The 16,959-nt window shown below is 56.1% G+C and carries 16 protein-coding genes and 1 pseudogene; 9 read left to right on the top strand and 8 right to left on the bottom strand.

What is annotated here, in order from left to right:
* Positions 1 to 15: 15 nt before the first annotated feature.
* Entirely contained in the window at positions 16 to 912 is an 897-nt protein-coding gene (locus tag B2Q93_RS02930) for a DMT family transporter (RefSeq protein ID WP_046885357.1), read from the bottom strand.
* Positions 913 to 1,120: 208 nt separating this feature from the next.
* Between B2Q93_RS02930 and B2Q93_RS02925 the strand changes: the two genes are divergently transcribed.
* The gene (locus tag B2Q93_RS02925; protein WP_286931764.1) at positions 1,121 to 1,993 is read left to right on the top strand and encodes a helix-turn-helix transcriptional regulator; all 873 of its coding nucleotides are present in this window, start codon (positions 1,121 to 1,123) and stop codon (positions 1,991 to 1,993) included.
* Here the strand turns inward: B2Q93_RS02925 and B2Q93_RS02920 are convergent.
* On the bottom strand, positions 1,973 to 3,139 hold the full coding sequence (locus B2Q93_RS02920) for a benzoate/H(+) symporter BenE family transporter (RefSeq protein WP_286931763.1): 1,167 nt from the start codon (positions 3,137 to 3,139) through the stop codon (positions 1,973 to 1,975). The genes B2Q93_RS02925 and B2Q93_RS02920 overlap by 21 nt on opposite strands.
* Positions 3,140 to 3,228: 89 nt before the next feature.
* On the opposite strand from B2Q93_RS02920, the gene B2Q93_RS02915 reads away from it, so the two are divergent.
* Both B2Q93_RS02915 and B2Q93_RS02910 read left to right on the top strand, forming a co-directional pair.
* On the top strand, positions 3,229 to 3,756 hold the full coding sequence (locus B2Q93_RS02915; protein ID WP_286931762.1) for a helix-turn-helix domain-containing protein: 528 nt from the start codon (positions 3,229 to 3,231) through the stop codon (positions 3,754 to 3,756).
* A gap of 80 nt (positions 3,757 to 3,836) precedes the next feature.
* Positions 3,837 to 5,801, top strand: coding sequence for a peptidase U32 family protein (locus B2Q93_RS02910; protein ID WP_286931761.1), 1,965 nt, complete (start codon positions 3,837 to 3,839; stop codon positions 5,799 to 5,801).
* Here B2Q93_RS02910 and B2Q93_RS02905 read toward each other — a convergent pair whose 3' ends face one another.
* From B2Q93_RS02905 to B2Q93_RS02880, 6 genes and pseudogenes are all read right to left on the bottom strand, one after another.
* Complete coding sequence (locus tag B2Q93_RS02905; RefSeq protein WP_046885362.1) at positions 5,802 to 6,032, bottom strand: DUF2554 family protein; 231 nt, start codon at positions 6,030 to 6,032, stop codon at positions 5,802 to 5,804.
* Positions 6,033 to 6,158: 126 nt separating this feature from the next.
* On the bottom strand, positions 6,159 to 6,287 hold the full coding sequence (locus tag B2Q93_RS02900; protein WP_046885363.1) for a DUF2474 domain-containing protein: 129 nt from the start codon (positions 6,285 to 6,287) through the stop codon (positions 6,159 to 6,161).
* Complete coding sequence (cydB, locus tag B2Q93_RS02895) at positions 6,287 to 7,297, bottom strand: cytochrome d ubiquinol oxidase subunit II (protein ID WP_286931760.1); 1,011 nt, start codon at positions 7,295 to 7,297, stop codon at positions 6,287 to 6,289. The genes B2Q93_RS02900 and cydB overlap by 1 nt, the downstream gene beginning before the upstream one ends.
* Positions 7,297 to 8,703 (bottom strand): cytochrome ubiquinol oxidase subunit I, encoded by a 1,407-nt coding sequence (locus B2Q93_RS02890; RefSeq protein ID WP_040075553.1) that lies wholly within the window; start codon positions 8,701 to 8,703, stop codon positions 7,297 to 7,299. Before B2Q93_RS02890 ends, cydB begins: the two co-directional genes overlap by 1 nt.
* Positions 8,704 to 9,107: 404 nt before the next feature.
* A pseudogene (locus tag B2Q93_RS02885) lies at positions 9,108 to 9,428 on the bottom strand (tlde1 domain-containing protein); the annotation flags it as partial.
* A gap of 167 nt (positions 9,429 to 9,595) precedes the next feature.
* Positions 9,596 to 10,621: an LLM class flavin-dependent oxidoreductase gene (locus tag B2Q93_RS02880; RefSeq protein ID WP_040075554.1), complete on the bottom strand. Its 1,026-nt coding sequence runs from the start codon at positions 10,619 to 10,621 to the stop codon at positions 9,596 to 9,598.
* A gap of 412 nt (positions 10,622 to 11,033) precedes the next feature.
* On the opposite strand from B2Q93_RS02880, the gene B2Q93_RS02875 reads away from it, so the two are divergent.
* The 6 genes from B2Q93_RS02875 (at position 11,034) to B2Q93_RS02850 (ending at position 16,947) form a co-directional block, all read left to right on the top strand.
* A complete protein-coding gene (locus B2Q93_RS02875; protein WP_046885369.1) occupies positions 11,034 to 11,219 on the top strand; it encodes a hypothetical protein in 186 nt (61 codons plus the stop codon).
* 113 nt (positions 11,220 to 11,332) lie between these two features.
* The gene (locus tag B2Q93_RS02870) at positions 11,333 to 12,748 is read left to right on the top strand and encodes a PLP-dependent aminotransferase family protein (RefSeq protein WP_286931759.1); all 1,416 of its coding nucleotides are present in this window, start codon (positions 11,333 to 11,335) and stop codon (positions 12,746 to 12,748) included.
* A gap of 280 nt (positions 12,749 to 13,028) precedes the next feature.
* On the top strand, positions 13,029 to 14,174 hold the full coding sequence (gene ydcS / locus B2Q93_RS02865) for a putative ABC transporter substrate-binding protein YdcS (protein ID WP_040075558.1): 1,146 nt from the start codon (positions 13,029 to 13,031) through the stop codon (positions 14,172 to 14,174).
* Between the two features lie 17 nt (positions 14,175 to 14,191).
* Positions 14,192 to 15,205, top strand: coding sequence for an ABC transporter ATP-binding protein (locus B2Q93_RS02860; protein ID WP_212475946.1), 1,014 nt, complete (start codon positions 14,192 to 14,194; stop codon positions 15,203 to 15,205).
* Between the two features lie 7 nt (positions 15,206 to 15,212).
* The gene (locus tag B2Q93_RS02855) at positions 15,213 to 16,151 is read left to right on the top strand and encodes an ABC transporter permease (protein ID WP_286931815.1); all 939 of its coding nucleotides are present in this window, start codon (positions 15,213 to 15,215) and stop codon (positions 16,149 to 16,151) included.
* Positions 16,141 to 16,947 carry an ABC transporter permease gene (locus tag B2Q93_RS02850; RefSeq protein WP_286931758.1) on the top strand — a complete coding sequence of 269 codons (807 nt, stop codon included), beginning with the start codon at positions 16,141 to 16,143 and terminating at the stop codon, positions 16,945 to 16,947. The genes B2Q93_RS02855 and B2Q93_RS02850 overlap by 11 nt, the downstream gene beginning before the upstream one ends.
* Positions 16,948 to 16,959: the final 12 nt, after the last annotated feature.

Genomic DNA, 16,959 nt, shown 5'->3' with positions numbered 1-16,959 from the left:
CGCAGGCCGGAATTTTTACGCCAGCCGTGGGCGTCTGAACCAGGTTTCTGGTTTCGCAAACATCACCAGGTTTCCGGTTAAGATCAACAGTAAGCCCGCAATCGCATTGGCATGCCAGACATATCCCTCATAAACCGTTGAAAATGACAATGCCACCAGCGGGAACAGCAAGGTGCTGTAAGCCGCTTTGCCCGCGCCAATACGCCCAACCAGAGTGAAATAGGCACCAAAGGCAATCACCGAGCCAAACAGCGCCAGATAGAGCAGCGCGCCCATATAGCTCAGGGTCCACTCGGGTGCGAAGCTATCCCCGCGAATGAGTGCAATCGCGCCCATAACCAGTGTGCCATACAGCATCGCCCAGGCGTTGGTGGTCATGGTCTCGAGCCCGTTACGCTGATGACGTAAGCTGATCATATTCCCCAGCGAGAAACCGTAGGTACCCAGCGCCGACAAGGCGATACCGAAGAGGAGACCTGCATTCCAGCCGCTGGCGATGAGATCGCTCCAGAAGAGGGTGATAATACCGAGCAGGCCCATCGCCGCCGCCAGGTAAAAGCGTGCAGGCGGGCGCTGACCAAAAAACAAAAAACTATTCAGCGCGTTATAGAGTACCGCCATTGAGAAAATGACCGACTCCAGGCCGGTATTGATATAGGAGGCGGCGGTATAGAAACACCAGAAATTAAAACAAAAGACGCAGCAGCCCTGTAATAGACAGAACAGGTGGTCGCGCAGGTGAATTTTACGCAGGCGTCGCAGCGCCAGCAAAACGAGCATGATGGTAGCGGTCGCGACGGCAAAGCGCCAAAAAATAGAGACGGGTGCCGCAACGGGCCCTTGCTGTAAATAGATCGCAATCCAGGTTGTTCCCCAAATGATGACCACCAGACCGTATAATAGTGCGTTCATATTCTCTCTCCGAGCCTGACATCAATGGCTCTCTTCGTTGTCTGTAATGGCCTGAGTATGCGTCTTGCGGTCCTGGGCGGCTTGCACCGTCTTGCGCAGAACTTGCAAATTCTTGCGCTTTTTTATCGCCATAGCGAAGTGAGGGGTGGCACTGGTACAACGTTCTTTTTAAACTGATGAGCTCTGGTTAACGGGAGTGTTGGGCGATATGGCTGAGATGTACGGTGCCTTTGAAAATCTGCGCAGACATAAAGCGGTGCTGCATAACGCTGTTGCGCTCAATTCGGGGATCCAACTGGCGGCCTGGTCCAACAAACGCGATACCATCACCCAGTATTGCGATCACCACACTCTGAGTTTGTATGTGGCCGACGGCTACGAGAGTTACCATAAAACCTCGGCCGGGTGGAAAAACGGCGGCGGGCCGGACCGCTTTTGCCTGATGCCAAAAGAGAGTGAGTCGAGCTGGGATATTCGCGATGACTTATCTTTTGTGCATCTGTATTGCACCGATGCCCATCTGCGCGAGGTGGGTGAAAAGATCTGGGACAAAAGTCCGTATGGCTTTACCCTGGATGAAAACCTGTTTGGTGACGACGAAAAAATTACCGCGCTCTATCGCCACTTCATTCTGGGCTGCGACTGGGGGCAAAAGGCGAATCAGCTAACCCTGAGCAGCGCCTCCACGCTGTTGCTCACCCATCTGGTACAGCATTACAGCAATGTGCAGTGGCGGCTCCCCACCGTCACCGGGGGGTTATCACCTTTTACGCTGCGCAATGTACTCAGTTATATTGAAGAGAACCTGGCTGCCGCATTAACTCTTGCGGATCTGGCTACCCAGGCGAGCCTGAGTGAGTACCACTTCGCGCGCATGTTCCGCCAGTCGATGCAGATGGCACCGCATCAGTACGTGATGCAGCGCCGGATGGATAAGGCCAGAAGGCTGGTCACTTCTACCCAGCTTCCCCTGACGGAGATTGCGCTGGCCTGCGGTTTTAGCTCTGCAAGCCACTTCAGTAATCGCTTTCGCAGCGTAATGGGAATGACGCCCTCGCAGCTACGCGCGGCGCAGGCGTAACAGCACCAGATAACACACCCCGCCTGCCGCCAGCCCCCAGAACGCCGAACCAATACCGCCCAGCGTGACGCCGCTTGCCGTTAGCAGAAAGGTCACGATAGCCGCATCACGTTCCCGCTCATTGTGCAGGGCCTGATAGAGGCTCCCGCTAATGGTGCCCAGCAGCGCCAGCCCAGCCAGCGTCTGGATCCAGCTTAGCGGCAGCGCCGCCATGACGCCGGTGATCGACCCGCCGAACACTCCCGCCAGCAGATAAAAAACGCCTGCGGCAGCGGCGGCCAGCCAGCGTTTGTCAGGATCGGGATGGGCATCCGGACTTTGACAGATCGCGGCGGTGATCGCGGCAATGCAAATCGAGTAGACTCCCAAGGGTGCGAGCAGCAACGCCAGGCCGCCGGTGGCGATGATGAGCGGCGAGACGGCAACCGGGTATCCTGATGCTTTCAGGGTGGCGAACCCCGGCGCGTTCTGAGAGGCCATGGTCACAAGGAAAAAAGGGATGCCGATGCTGATCAAGGTTGTCAACGTGAAAGAGGGGGCAATGAACTGGGGCATCACCAGCGTCAGGGTTAACTTTTCTGTGACAACGTCACCATTAAGACCTGCCACCGCTGCGCCCACCAGCAGCGTAGCGACAATGGCATAGCGTGGGGCCACCGCCTTTGCCGCCAGCCACGCCAGCAACATGCTGCCACAGAGCACCAGATGCCCGTCCATATTGCTGAACGCCTGCAGGCCAAAGCGCAGCAAGACCCCGGCCAGCATGGCGGCGGCCAGCGAGTGGGGGATGATTTTCATCAGGCGGGCAAATAATCCAGTGACACCGCAGAGTAAGATGAGCGCATTGGCAAAGATAAATATGCCGATGGTTTCCGCTAAAGTCACCCCCTGCAGGCTGGTCGCCAGCAGCGCGGCGCCCGGAGTCGACCAGGCGGTCAGCACCGGGGCTTTATACCACCACGAGAGGAGCAGGGTGCTGATCCCCATCCCCATTCCCAGTGCGGTCATCCAGCCTGCGATTTGTGTTGGCGTTGCCCCCGCCGCCGCAGCTGCCTGCCAGATGATGGCGGCAGAGCTGGCATAGCCGACCAGCACGGCAACGAAGCCGGATAACACCGTGGGAAAAGTGAGGGAAACGGCCCGCATAGCGGCTCCTTGTGCGTTATAGCATACGAGGAATGTATCACTGTGCGCTATAGCATACAAGTGGTACACTCGGGCCAACGGGAGGGGTTATGGACATCACGCAACATCTTGCTACAACACTGAAAACATTACGCCAGGCGCGAGGCTGGAGTCTCTCCAGGCTGGCGGAAGAGACTGGCGTGTCGAAGGCGATGCTCGGTCAGGTGGAGCGCAACGAATCCAGTCCGACGGTCTCGACTTTGTGGAAAATCGCCACCGGCCTGAATGTCCCGTTTTCGACTTTTATTAGCCCGGAGGCCGAAGCGCAGCCGGTATTCGACCCTCAGCAGCAGGCGATGGTGATTAAACCGTTGTTTCCCTGGGATGATGAACTGAAATATGACCACTTTTCCATCACCCTGGCCCCGGGTGCCTGCAGTGAATCCACGCCGCATGAGGCGGGCGTAGTGGAGCATGTTGTGGTGATCAGCGGCGAGCTGGAGATGAAAATCGACGGCGAATGGCGGCGTATTCTCTCGGATACCGGCGTCCGTTTTGCGGGCGATAAACCGCACGCCTACCGCAACAGCAGCGAGCAGCAGGTGCACTTTCACTCGCTTATCCATTATCCCCGCTAAACCTACGCAAAACGATTCCGTTGCCGCAGACTTCTGACTACAATAGCCGCCATTTTGACCATAACGGATAACGACGAAGTATGCGCCTGCAATCCCATCATCTTGAACTTTTGAGCCCGGCTCGTGACGCCGCTATTGCCCGTGAAGCGATTCTTCACGGTGCCGATGCGGTCTATATCGGCGGCCCGGGTTTTGGCGCTCGCCATAATGCCAGCAACAGCCTGCGCGATATCGCCGAGTTGGTGCCATTCGCCCATCGCTACGGGGCGAAGGTGTTTGTGACCCTGAACACCATACTTCATGATGATGAGCTGGAGCCGGCGCAACGCATGATCGCCGACCTGTACCAGACCGGCGTGGATGCGCTGATCGTGCAGGATATGGGCGTAATGGAACTGGATATTCCGCCGATTGAACTGCATGCCAGTACCCAGTGCGACATCCGTAGCGTCGAAAAAGCGAAATTTCTCTCTGATGCCGGCTTTAGCCAGATTGTTCTGGCGCGTGAACTGAACCTGAATCAGATTCGTGAGATCTACCAGGCCACCGACGCCACCATTGAATTCTTTATTCACGGTGCCCTGTGCGTGGCCTATTCGGGTCAGTGCAACATCTCCCACGCGCAGACCGGGCGCAGCGCCAACCGGGGTGACTGCTCGCAAGCCTGCCGCCTGCCGTATACCCTGAAAGACGATCAGGGGCGCGTCGTTGCCTTTGAAAAGCATCTGCTGTCGATGAAAGATAACGACCAGACGGCAAACCTGGCGGCGCTGATCGACGCGGGGGTGCGCTCCTTCAAAATTGAAGGGCGCTACAAAGACATGAGCTACGTTAAGAATATCACCGCGCACTATCGTCAGATGCTCGACGCCATTATTGACGATCGCGGCGATCTGGCGCGCGCCTCGTCCGGCCGTACCGAGCACTTCTTTATTCCTTCTACCGATAAGACGTTCCACCGCGGTAGCACAGACTACTTCGTGAATGCGCGCAAAGGTGATATCGGCGCATTTGACTCGCCGAAATTTATCGGCCTGCCGGTGGGCGAAGTGCTGAAGGTATCGAAACAACACCTGGACGTGGAAGTGACCGAGCCGCTGGCGAACGGTGATGGTCTGAATGTGATGATCAAACGTGAAGTCGTGGGCTTTCGCGCCAATACGGTGGAAAAAACGGGTGAAAACCGCTATCGCGTCTGGCCGAATGAGATGCCCGCCGATCTGCACAAAATCCGCCCGAATACCCCGTTAAACCGCAACCTGGACCATAACTGGCAGCAGGCGCTGCTGAAAACTTCCAGCGAGCGCCGCGTGGCGGTGGATATTGAACTGGGCGGCTGGGAAGAACAGCTGATTCTGACTATGACCAGCGAAGAGGGGGTGACCGTTACCCATACGCTGGACGGACAGTTCGATGTGGCAACCCATCGCGAGAAGGCGCTGAGCAACCTTAAGGATGGCGTGGCGAAACTGGGCCAGACTATCTACTACGCGCGCAATATCGAGATTAACCTGGCGGATGCCCTTTTTGTGCCTAACAGCTTGCTGAACCAGTTCCGCCGTGAGACGGCAGATAAGCTCGACGCGGCGCGTCTGGCAAGCTACCCCCGCGGCAGCCGTAAGCCCGTCTCGGTGCCGCCGCCGGTCTATCCGGATACCCATCTCAGCTTCCTGGCTAACGTCTATAACCACAAGGCGCGGGCATTTTATCAGCGTTATGGCGTTGAGCTAATTGACGCAGCCTATGAGGCGCATGAAGAGAAGGGCGACGTGCCGGTGATGATCACCAAGCACTGCCTGCGTTTTGCCTTTAACCTCTGCCCGAAACAGGCGAAGGGCAATATCAAGAGCTGGAAAGCGACCCCGATGCAGCTGGTGAATGGTGACGAGGTTCTGACCCTGAAGTTCGACTGCCGCCCCTGCGAGATGCACGTGATTGGCAAAATGAAGAATCACATCTTCAAAATGCCGCAGCCGGGCAGCATTGTGGCTTCAGTCAGCGCGGACGAGTTAATGAAAACCCTGCCGAAACGCAAGGGCGTGTAATTAGCGAAAATGGGTGTCGGGTTTGCGTGACTTCTGCCAGTGTTGATGTTCGCGCAGCCCCTCGGCAGACTCTTGTGCCACGGCCCGTAGCTCATCGCTGTCGGCTTCATGACGCAGCTGATGTTCGACACTCTTTACCCAATAATACTCGTGCCCTTTATGCCCGGCCATTAACTGACCGGAGAAGAGGGCGCAGGTCAGCATCACAATTGATAACGTTTTTGTATACATCAGGCCACCATCGGTTTACGTTTCCGGGCTATGATGCCGATAGTTCCTTCAGGTTATTATTCAACTCTTCAAATCCAGGCAAGGATTTGTCAGGATTCGTGCAAAGCCCTCCGCAGAGGGCTTTTTTCAGTGCGATTTGAATCCGGCGGCAGTCATCAGCAGGCGGAAAAACATCCCCACCAGCGCCAGTGCCAGTACGCTGCCACCCCAGATCACGGCCAGCCAGAACAGGCGTTTCCAGACAGATTGCTGCATCAGTGATATCCCTCCCCGGGTTGTACCTTCCCACGAAATACGTAGTAGCTCCAGAAAGTGTAGACAAGGATTATCGGGATAATGAGTAGCGCCCCCACCAGCATAAAGCCCTGGCTTTGCGCCGGCGCGGCGGCCTGCCAGAGGGTGATGGAAGGCGGAATGAGATGTGGCCAGATGCTGATCCCCAGCCCACTGAAGCCGAGAAAGACCAGCCCTAAGGTCAGGACGAACGGCAGCGTATGGCTGCGCGGATTATGCAGGCAGCGCCATTGCCAGAGACTCAGCGCCGCCACCAACACCGGCACGGGCAGCAGGAAGAAAAGATTCGGTAGCGTAAACCAGCGGTCAGCAATGGCCGCGTGTGCCAGCGGGGTCCAGAGACTGATGATAGCGATCACCCCCAGCAGCGCCATCAGCAGGCGTCTGGAGAGCTTCCGCATCCGCTGCTGCAGCGGGTTTTCACTTTTCATCACCAGCCAGCTGGCACCTAACAACGCATACGCCACTATCAGCCCCAGACCGCAGAAAAGATTGAAAGGGGTGAACCAGTCAAAGGGGCCGCCGCTGTAGGCGCGATGGGTAACCGGAAAGCCATTGATTACCGCGCCGACCACAATCCCCTGGGTGAAAGTGGCAAGCAGCGAACCGCCGATAAAGGCTTTATCCCAGAACGGCCGGTGGGCAGGGGTCGCTTTAAACCGAAACTCAAAGGCCACACCGCGAAAAATCAACCCGATCAGCATCAGCGTCAAAGGAATGGTGAGCGCATCGATGATGACCGCGTAGGCCAGCGGGAAAGCGCCAAACAGCGCAGCACCGCCGAGGACCAGCCAGGTTTCATTGCCATCCCAGACCGGGGCGACGGTGTTGACCATCACGTCGCGATCGTCCGGATCGCGCACGGCGGGAAAAAGAATGCCAATCCCCAGGTCAAAGCCATCCATCACGATATACATCAGGGTGGCAAAGACGATAATGACAAACCAGATCAGGGAGAGATCGATACCCATTATGGTGTCTCCTTTGTATCAAATGCTGTACTGGCGGCTGAAAGCGGACGCGCGGGGCGGCCATCGGTTTCGCTCGGGAAGGTTTCGTCATCCTGCGGCCCTTTTTTGATCAGGCGTACCATGTAGCTGTAACCCACGCCAAACACCGAGGTGTAGACGAGGATAAAGGCCAGCAGGCTGACGCTCATATGCAGGTCGCCATGTGCAGAGACCGCATCTTCGGTGCGCTGCAGGCCATACACCACCCAGGGTTGACGGCCAACCTCAGTCGTCACCCAACCGGCCAGGATGGCGATCAGGCCTGACGGCCCCATCAGCAAGGCAAACCACAGGAATGGCCGGGATTGATATAGCCGTTTTCGGTAGCGCAGCCACAGGGCGACGGCACCAAGGGTGAGCATTAACATGCCCAGCCCGGCCATGATGCGAAATGACCAGAACACCAGGGTGGAATTAGGACGATCCGCTTTCGGGAACTCTTTCAGGGCCGGAACTTGCTTATCCAGACTGTGGGTCAGGATCAGGCTGCCCAGGGCTGGGATCGCCAGACCATAGCGGGTGCGCTCCTGCTCCATATCGGGCAGACCAAACAGCAGCAGTGGCGTCGGTTCGCCTGGCAGGTTTTCCCAGTGTCCTTCGATAGCGGCTATTTTCGCAGGCTGATATTTCAGGGTGTTGAGACCGTGCATATCGCCAATCATGGCCTGCAGCGGAGCAACAATGAGCGTCATCCACAGTGCCATGGAGAACATTTTGCGGATCGCCGGCGTGTTATTGCCGCGCAGCAGATGCCAGGCCGCCGAAGCACCCACGAATAGCGCGCTGCTCAGGAAGGCGGCAATCGACATGTGTAGCAGGCGATAGGGGAAAGAGGGGTTAAATACGACGGCGAACCAGTCTACCGGAACGACCACGCCGTTGATGATTTCATGGCCTTGCGGCGTCTGCATCCAGCTGTTGGAGGCGAGGATCCAGAAGGTGGAGATCAGCGTGCCCAGCGCCACCATACAGGTTGAGAAAAAGTGCAGTCCAGGCCCGACTTTCTTCCAGCCAAAGAGCATCACCCCGAGGAAACCGGCTTCGAGGAAGAAGGCGGTCAGCACTTCATAAGTGAGGAGGGGGCCGGTAATACTGCCAGCGAACTGCGAAAAGCCGCTCCAGTTAGTGCCAAACTGATAAGCCATGACCAGGCCGGAGACCACGCCCATGCCAAAATTAACGGCAAAGATCTTCGACCAGAAATGATAAAGCGAGCGCCAGACCGGATTTTTGGTTTTTAGCCATAATCCCTCCAGAACCGCCAGATAGCTGGCGAGCCCGATGGTGATCGCCGGGAAAATAATGTGGAAGGAGACCGTAAAAGCAAACTGGATCCTTGCCAGGTGAAACGCATCTAAACCAAACATGCACAACCTCAAAGTCAATCGTTGTGCAGACAGGGTATAGCGGGATGATGAGAAGTATCAGACGCAGAAAAGGGAAATTTACCTATAACAGTTGAAGTAAAGTGGGGGAATGGGAAAGTCTGTTATGGTATTGCGGCGGGGCGTGTGCCCCGCCAGTTAGCCAGTTTTTATTCTTTTCCAGAAATGGGAGAGTAACCAGACAAGCAATAATGTGAAGAGTAATGACAATATCATCAGAGCGGTGATATAGCGGTCATACCATTCGGTTTCCGTCAGAAAACCAAATTTACTGGTGTAGAGATCATATAAGTAAATATCTGGCATGAATGCGCAGAGTAGCGAGAATAAAATGCTAAGAAGGAATAATGATCCTACCCCTGTCAAAACGCTATCTATAGGCTTCATTAATACACCTGTATCGTACCGAAAGCGCTAAGTTCTGCCGTTATTAATCCAGGCATCGAACTTAATAGAGCATGGTGGAGAATTCGATAATGAGCATGGCTGGGTGATGTAATACATCCTTCACTTATTCCCGAACTTCCCGCCGGATCCAGGCGAAAGGCGCCTCGCTCAACGTTTTCTATAAAAGTTGAGTCGTTAACGTCATTATCATCCCTATAAAGCGCCAACCAGTGATCGCGATTAGAACTACTCTCAAGTTCTTTTATCATATCATGCCAGCGAGTAAGTAAACCTCCACGTGGCCGGGCGACAATATAATATCCTCTCCCTGGGCCAGTTAAATCGGACGTTACTTAATACCGTTTTTTGGCTAATGTCCAGGCAGTGTGTGCTATAAATATTTGAGATATGTCAGTTGGTTTATATCAAACCATATTATTAGAGCCCCTGAACTGATGTATCCTTCAGGGGCTCTAAAATTAAAATATTAATCCCGCCAGCCCATCCCCGGCGCAACATGCTTCAGTATGGACTCAATAACATGCACGTTATACTCCACGCCCAGCTGATTCGGTACGGTCAGTAATAACGTATCCGCTTCAGCGATGGCTTCGTCCTGTTTAAGCTGTTCGATCAGCTTATCCGGCTCAGCGGCGTAGCTGCGTCCGAAAATAGCGCGGGTTTTCTCATCCAGATAGCCCACGCTGTCGCTTTCGTTGCGGCTGGCACCGAAATAGGCGCGATCCTGCTGATTCATCAGGGCAAATATACTGCGGCTAACCGAGACGCGCGGCGTGCGAGTATGGCCGGCCGCAGCCCAGGCCTCGCGGTAGGCACGAATCTGTTTTGCCTGTTGAATATGGAATGGCTCGCCGGTCTCGTCGTCTTTTAACGTCGAACTTTGCAGATTCATTCCCAGCTTCGCTGCCCACTCCGCCGTCGCATTCGATCCTGCGCCCCACCAGATTCGCTCGCGCAACCCTTCGGAATGGGGTTCCAGGCGCAGCAGGCCAGGTGGGTTAGGGAACATCGGCTGCGGATTTGGCTTCGCAAAGCCCTCTCCACGCAGGACATCCAGCAGCACCTCGGTATGACGACGCGCCATGTCTGACTCGTTTTCGCCTTCGGCAGGGACATAGCCAAAGTAGCGCCAGCCATCTATGACCTGTTCCGGTGATCCACGACTAATACCCAACTGAAGCCGCCCACCCGAAATGAGATCGGCCGCACCCGCATCCTCCGCCATATAGAGGGGATTTTCATAGCGCATGTCGATAACGCCGGTACCTATCTCGATTCGCTGGGTCTTTGCGCCAATTGCAGCCAGCAGCGGGAAGGGGGAGGCGAGCTGACGGGCAAAATGATGCACCCGGAAATAGGCGCCATCGGCTCCAAGCTCCTCCGCTGCGACAGCCAGATCGATGGACTGCAACAGCGCGTCGGCGGCAGAGCGGGTACCGGACTGCGGAGAGGGAGTCCAGTGACCAAAAGACAAAAATCCAATCTTTTTCATGACAGGGGTATCCTGGTTAAAGGTGTCATCGACAGGCGACTACCCGCCGGAATTGATCTTTACTTTACCCCTAAGTCGATGAGAATAAATGCCATTTGTTTAACATAACTTTTCAAATAATTTGAATAAGGCCAGGTGGGAGACGATTATCATGACGAGCGTGGCTGCGCTGCTGGAGGGAATTTCTTTAGTTAAAAAAATAGCTTGCAACATTACTGCAACCATGCGTTAATGGCTCTTCGGTTTGAAATCCAAAAGATATCGTAGCAGTTTCTTAAAGCATCTCTCATCACGTTGTGCCTCTCCACAGCCTCTCCTGGGTTTTTTCTTTACGCTCTGATTAGTTTTGTCTCAGACCCTTATTGCCTTAAAGGCCCATTAGTTTATAACGTTTAACGTTCTGGAGATTTTCATGACTAACATTCATTTTCGTTGCCCATGCTGCCATGGTTCGCAATACCGCACGTCGGTTTTCGACGTCTCATCAAAAAACCCGATGGGTGCCAAGTGCATCTTCTGCAAGTCGGCCATGATGACGTTTGACCATATTGCCGTATCACAGCACGCGCAGCGCGTCCCTTTTGAACTGCGTAAGTAATTGCCCGCGGCGCCGTCACGCCCGGCTTTTCCCCCTCTCGTAACCATAACAGTTCATTAATTCTTCCTTTTTTCTCCTGCTGATATAGAGTGTTTCGCAGCAAGGAGAGAACGATGAAAAAATATCAGCGCCTGGCGCAGCAAATCATTTCGCAGATCGAGTTGGGTGTCTGGCAACCCGGCGATAAATTGCCCTCGCTGCGAGAGCAAGTGGTCAGCAGCGGCATGAGCTTTATGACCGTTGGCCATGCCTACCAGATGCTGGAAAGTCAGGGCCGCATCGTTGCCCGTCCGCAATCAGGTTATTACGTCGCCGCACGGCCGATGGGCCAGCAGCCTGCGCCCCCTGCGCAAGTGATGCGCGACGAAGCCGTGGACATTAATACCTATATTTTCGATGTGTTGCAGGCCAGCCGCGACCCGTCCGTCGTTCCCTTCGCCTCTGCCTTTCCCGATCCGCGACTCTTTCCACTGCAACAACTCAACCGCTCGCTGGCGAACGTCAGCAAAACGGCCACCGCCATGAGCGTGATCGAAAACCTTCCCCCCGGAAACAGCGATCTGCGCCATGCCATTGCCCGCCGCTATGCCCAGCAGGGGATGAACATCTCCCCGGAGGAGATAGTGATCACCGCCGGGGCGCTGGAGGCGCTCAACCTCAGTTTGCAGGCCGTGACCGAGCCGGGCGACTGGGTCATTGTTGAAAATCCCTGTTTTTACGGCGCTCTCCAGGCACTGGAGCGGTTAAAACTTAAAGCACTGTCGGTGGCGACGGATGTGCGCGATGGGATAGACCTTCAGGCGCTGGAACAGGCGCTGAACGACTATCCGGTGAAAGCTTGCTGGTTAATGACCAATAGCCAGAATCCGCTGGGATTTACGCTCAGCCCAGAAAAAAAAGCGCGGCTGGTGGCGCTATTAACCCAGCATAACGTCACCCTGATTGAAGACGACGTCTATAGCGAGCTGTACTACGGTCGGGAAAAACCGCTGCCGGCGAAGGCGTGGGACAGCAACGACATGACGCTGCACTGTTCGTCATTTTCGAAATGTCTGGTGGCCGGGTTTCGTCTTGGCTGGGTGGCGGCAGGCAAACATGCCCGCCGCATTCAGCAACTGCAGTTAATGAGCACCTTGTCGACCAGCTCGCCCATGCAGCTGGCGCTGGTAGATTACCTGGCGACCCGGCGTTACGACGCCCATCTGCGCCGGCTTCGCCGCACCCTGGCAGAACGCAAACAGCAGGCCTGGCAATCGCTATTACGTCATCTGCCTGCCGAGGTGGTTATTCACCACAGCGACAGCGGTTACTTTTTATGGCTGGAACTGCCCCCGACGCTGGATGCCGGTAAACTCAGTGAGCAGGCCCTGCACCACCACATCAGCATTGCGCCGGGCAAAATGTTTTCGACCTCCGATGCCTGGACCCCGTTTTTCCGGTTTAACACCTCGTGGGCATGGGGGGAGCGCGAAGAGCAGGCAGTTATTCAACTGGCGAAATTAATCCGCTCCATGCTGTCCCCGAATTAATTCTCTCTCTGCACTGCCGGGTTTATTCATCTTCATCTCTCCTCGCCGCGATAAATTCGCGGCGTTTTTCTTTTCGCTGTCATAGGAAATTTGCATACCGCCCGTCAGCGCTAACTCCTTGTCTATAATCCAGTTAACGGGGAATGCGCCCTCGGTCACAACCTGATGAAATATCTACAGCGTGCCGGGTGCGCCGCATTCGCGCGGTCTACGTTTAATACAGGAGATATTTTAAACGGCACGGCCGCCGCCAGATTGCATTGCGACAGGAGTAACGTGTATGAGCAAAAAATTTGCCCGTAGCAGCCTGTGTGCGCTCGGCATGACGATTCTGACTGCACAAGCGGCCGAGCCACCCAAAGAGATCGGAAAAGGCGAAGGGCGGCTGGATATTATTGCCTGGCCTGGCTATATCGAGCGCGGCCAGACCGATAAAGCCTACGACTGGGTTACTCCGTTTGAACAGGAGACGGGCTGTAAAGTCAACGTGAAGACTGCCGCCACCTCGGATGAGATGGTCAGCCTGATGGCGAAGGGCGGCTATGACCTGGTCACCGCCTCCGGCGACGCCTCCCTGCGCTTAATCATGGGTAAGCGCGTGCAGCCAATAAACCCTGATTTAATCCCCAACTGGAAAACCGTCGATCCGCGTATGGTGAAGGGGGAGTGGTTTAACGTCGGCGGTAAAGTCTACGGCACCCCGTATCAGTGGGGACCAAACCTGCTGATGTATAACACCAAAACCTTCCCGACGCCGCCCGATAGCTGGAGCGTGATCTTCGTTAAGCAAAATCTACCCGACGGCAAAACCAATCAGGGTCGCGTGCAGGCCTATGACGGCCCGATTTACATCGCCGATGCGGCACTGTTCGTCAAAGCCACTCAGCCCGATCTCGGTATTACCGACCCGTATCAACTCACCGAAGCACAGTATGCCGCCGTGCTGAAAGTGCTTCGCGACCAGCATGCCCTGATCCACCGTTACTGGCACGATACCACCGTGCAGATGAGTGATTTCAAAAACGAAGGGGTGGTGGCTTCCAGCGCCTGGCCGTATCAGGCTAACGCCCTGAAAGCCGACAACCAGCCCGTCGCTACCGTCTTTCCAAAGGAGGGGGTGACCGGCTGGGCGGATACCACCATGCTGCACAGCGATGCCAAACATCCAGTGTGCGCCTATAAGTGGATGAACTGGTCGCTCACGCCAAAAGTGCAGGGCGATCTGGCCGCGTGGTTCGGCTCGCTGCCGGTGGTGGCGGAGGGATGCAAAGCCAGCACCCTGCTGGGTGAAAAAGGGTGTGAGACCAACGGCTACACCTACTTCGACAAAATCATGTTCTGGAAAACCCCGATAGCCCAGGGCGGCAAGTTCGTCCCTTACAGCCGCTGGACGCAGGATTACATCGCCATTATGGGCGGCCGTTAATCGCCCGGGAGCAGAAGATGACGTACGCGGTAGAGTTTAACGACGTCTCCCGACGCTATGGTGAAGTGCGCGCGGTGGATCGCGTCACCATGGGGATCCGTGACGGGGAGTTCTTCTCCATGCTGGGGCCTTCGGGCTCCGGCAAAACCACCTGTCTGCGCCTGATTGCCGGGTTTGAACAGCTGAGCGGTGGGGCCATTACCCTGTTCGGTAAAGAGGCTAGCGAACTCCCTCCCTGGGAGCGGGATGTGAATACCGTCTTTCAGGACTATGCGCTCTTCCCCCATATGTCGATTCTCGATAACGTCGCCTACGGGCTGATGGTAAAGGGCATCGACAAAAAAACGCGTCATGCCCGGGCGCATGAGGCGCTGGAAAAGGTCAGTCTGGGCTTCGCTGTGGCCCGGAAACCTTCTCAGCTTTCGGGCGGCCAGCGTCAGCGAGTGGCGATTGCCCGCGCGCTGGTCAATCAGCCCCGGGTATTGCTGCTGGACGAGCCGCTGGGAGCGCTGGATCTAAAACTGCGCGAGCAGATGCAGTTCGAACTTAAAAAGCTCCAGCAAGAACTAGGGATAACCTTTATCTTCGTGACCCACGATCAGGGCGAAGCGCTCTCGATGTCGGACCGGGTCGCGGTATTTAATAACGGCCGCATCGAGCAAATTGACACACCCCAGGCGCTCTATATGCGCCCACGCACGCCTTTTGTCGCCGGATTTGTTGGCACCTCGAACCTGTTTAATGACGAGCAAGCCCAGCGGGTCTGTGGCATGCCGGGCCTCTTCGCTCTGCGCCCGGAGCATATCCGCCTGAACGTGGGCGGTGAAGTCCAGGTGCAGGGGGTGGTGCAGGCGGTACAGTATCAGGGGGCCGCGACCCGCTTTGAGCTGCGGCTGGCCGATGGCGCAAAATTGCTGGTGAGCCAGGCCAATCTCAGCGATGCGTACTTACCCGCCGGGCTGGAGATTGGCCAGCCGGTCACCGCCTCATGGGCGCGGTCGGCGATGGTGCCGCTCCATGGGGAGGGATGAGATGGCGATGAGTACCTCACCGGGAATCGCATCGCAGGGGATGGTCAATCGGCTCTCCGGCCTGTTCTGGCGCAGGCCATCGCTGGGACTTTTCCTGCTGTTGTTAGGGCCGCTGATGTGGTTTGGCATTGTCTATTTAGGGTCGCTGCTCACCCTGTTGTGGCAGGGGTTCTATACCTTCGACGATTTCACCATGTCGGTAACGCCGGATTTGACCCTGGCGAATCTTTACGCGCTCTTTAACCCGGCGAACTACGACATCATCATTCGCACGCTGGTGATGGCGATGGCGGTAACGCTCGCCAGCGCGGTGCTGGCGTTTCCAATGGCGTGGTATATGGCACGCTATACCCGCGGCAAATGGAAAGCGTTTTTCTATATTGCGGTAATGCTGCCGATGTGGGCCAGCTACATTGTTAAAGCCTACGCCTGGACGCTATTGCTGGCCAAAGATGGCGTGGCGCAATGGTTTCTGGGCCATATGGGGCTTGAGCCGCTGCTCACCTCACTGCTGACGTTACCCGCCATTGGCGGCAATACGCTGTCCACCTCCGGGCTGGGGCGTTTCCTGGTCTTCGTCTACATCTGGTTGCCCTTTATGATCCTGCCGGTGCAGGCCGCGCTGGAGCGTCTGCCAGCCTCGCTGTTACAGGCCTCCGGCGATCTCGGGGCCCGCCCGCGTCAGACTTTTCGTTATATCGTGATGCCGCTGGCGATCCCGGGCATTGCTGCCGGGTCAATCTTCACCTTTTCATTGACGCTGGGCGACTTTATCGTGCCGCAGCTAGTGGGGCCACCGGGCTATTTTATTGGTCAGATGGTCTACTCCCTGCAGGGGGCGATTGGCAACATGCCGATGGCGGCCGCGTTTACGCTGGTGCCCATCATTCTGATCGCGGTCTACCTGGCGTTCGTGAAACGCCTGGGAGCCTTTGATGCACTCTGAACGCGCACCGCTATTTCTCAAAATTGCCACCTGGGGCGGGGTGATCTTCCTTCACTTCCCGTTATTGATTATTGCTATCTATGCGTTTAATACCGAGGATGCCGCCTTCAGTTTTCCACCGCAGGGGCTGACGCTGAAGTGGTTTAGCGTCGCGGCAGCGCGGGGCGATATCATTGAATCCGTGACGTTGTCACTAAAAATTGCTGCTCTCTCCACCGTGACTGCGCTGGTGCTGGGTACGCTGGCGGCCGCGGCGCTATGGCGCAGTGACTTCTTTGGCAAAAATGCGATCTCACTGTTGCTGCTACTGCCCATCGCGCTGCCGGGAATCATCACCGGCCTGGCACTGCTCACCGCCTTTAAAACCGTCAATCTTGAACCGGGTTTCTTCACCATTGTGGTTGGCCACGCCACCTTCTGCGTGGTGGTGGTGTTCAATAATGTGATTGCCCGCTTCAGGCGGACTTCATGGAGCCTGGTCGAGGCCTCGATGGATTTAGGGGCCAACGGATGGCAAACCTTCCGCTATGTCGTGCTGCCCAACCTCGGCACGGCGCTGCTGGCCGGCGGAATGCTGGCCTTTGCTCTCTCATTCGATGAGATCATCGTCACCACCTTTACCGCAGGACACGAACGGACATTACCGCTGTGGTTGTTGAATCAGCTGGGTCGCCCGCGCGACGTGCCGGTGACTAACGTGGTGGCACTGCTGGTCATGCTGGTAACAACCATCCCCATTCTGGGAGCCTGGTGGCTCACCCGCGACGGCGATAGCGTGGCCGGTAGCGGAAAATAACGTTTATTCAAC

Source organism: Leclercia sp. UBA5958, assembly GCF_002430365.1.
Classification (GTDB): Bacteria; Pseudomonadota; Gammaproteobacteria; order Enterobacterales; family Enterobacteriaceae; genus Enterobacter; species Enterobacter pneumoniae.
Note: the sequence above shows the minus strand (reverse complement) of the source record. Positions and strands in the feature narration are given on the sequence as shown.

Coding starts and splice junctions, on each gene's coding strand:
- B2Q93_RS02930 (WP_046885357.1), bottom strand. CDS start 912: ATGAACGCACTATTATACGGTCTGGTGGTCATCATTTGGGGAACAACC.
- B2Q93_RS02925 (WP_286931764.1), top strand. CDS start 1,121: ATGGCTGAGATGTACGGTGCCTTTGAAAATCTGCGCAGACATAAAGCG.
- B2Q93_RS02920 (WP_286931763.1), bottom strand. CDS start 3,139: ATGCGGGCCGTTTCCCTCACTTTTCCCACGGTGTTATCCGGCTTCGTT.
- B2Q93_RS02915 (WP_286931762.1), top strand. CDS start 3,229: ATGGACATCACGCAACATCTTGCTACAACACTGAAAACATTACGCCAG.
- B2Q93_RS02910 (WP_286931761.1), top strand. CDS start 3,837: ATGCGCCTGCAATCCCATCATCTTGAACTTTTGAGCCCGGCTCGTGAC.
- B2Q93_RS02905 (WP_046885362.1), bottom strand. CDS start 6,032: ATGTATACAAAAACGTTATCAATTGTGATGCTGACCTGCGCCCTCTTC.
- B2Q93_RS02900 (WP_046885363.1), bottom strand. CDS start 6,287: ATGCAGCAATCTGTCTGGAAACGCCTGTTCTGGCTGGCCGTGATCTGG.
- cydB (WP_286931760.1), bottom strand. CDS start 7,297: ATGGGTATCGATCTCTCCCTGATCTGGTTTGTCATTATCGTCTTTGCC.
- B2Q93_RS02890 (WP_040075553.1), bottom strand. CDS start 8,703: ATGTTTGGTTTAGATGCGTTTCACCTGGCAAGGATCCAGTTTGCTTTT.
- B2Q93_RS02880 (WP_040075554.1), bottom strand. CDS start 10,621: ATGAAAAAGATTGGATTTTTGTCTTTTGGTCACTGGACTCCCTCTCCG.
- B2Q93_RS02875 (WP_046885369.1), top strand. CDS start 11,034: ATGACTAACATTCATTTTCGTTGCCCATGCTGCCATGGTTCGCAATAC.
- B2Q93_RS02870 (WP_286931759.1), top strand. CDS start 11,333: ATGAAAAAATATCAGCGCCTGGCGCAGCAAATCATTTCGCAGATCGAG.
- ydcS (WP_040075558.1), top strand. CDS start 13,029: ATGAGCAAAAAATTTGCCCGTAGCAGCCTGTGTGCGCTCGGCATGACG.
- B2Q93_RS02860 (WP_212475946.1), top strand. CDS start 14,192: ATGACGTACGCGGTAGAGTTTAACGACGTCTCCCGACGCTATGGTGAA.
- B2Q93_RS02855 (WP_286931815.1), top strand. CDS start 15,213: ATGAGTACCTCACCGGGAATCGCATCGCAGGGGATGGTCAATCGGCTC.
- B2Q93_RS02850 (WP_286931758.1), top strand. CDS start 16,141: ATGCACTCTGAACGCGCACCGCTATTTCTCAAAATTGCCACCTGGGGC.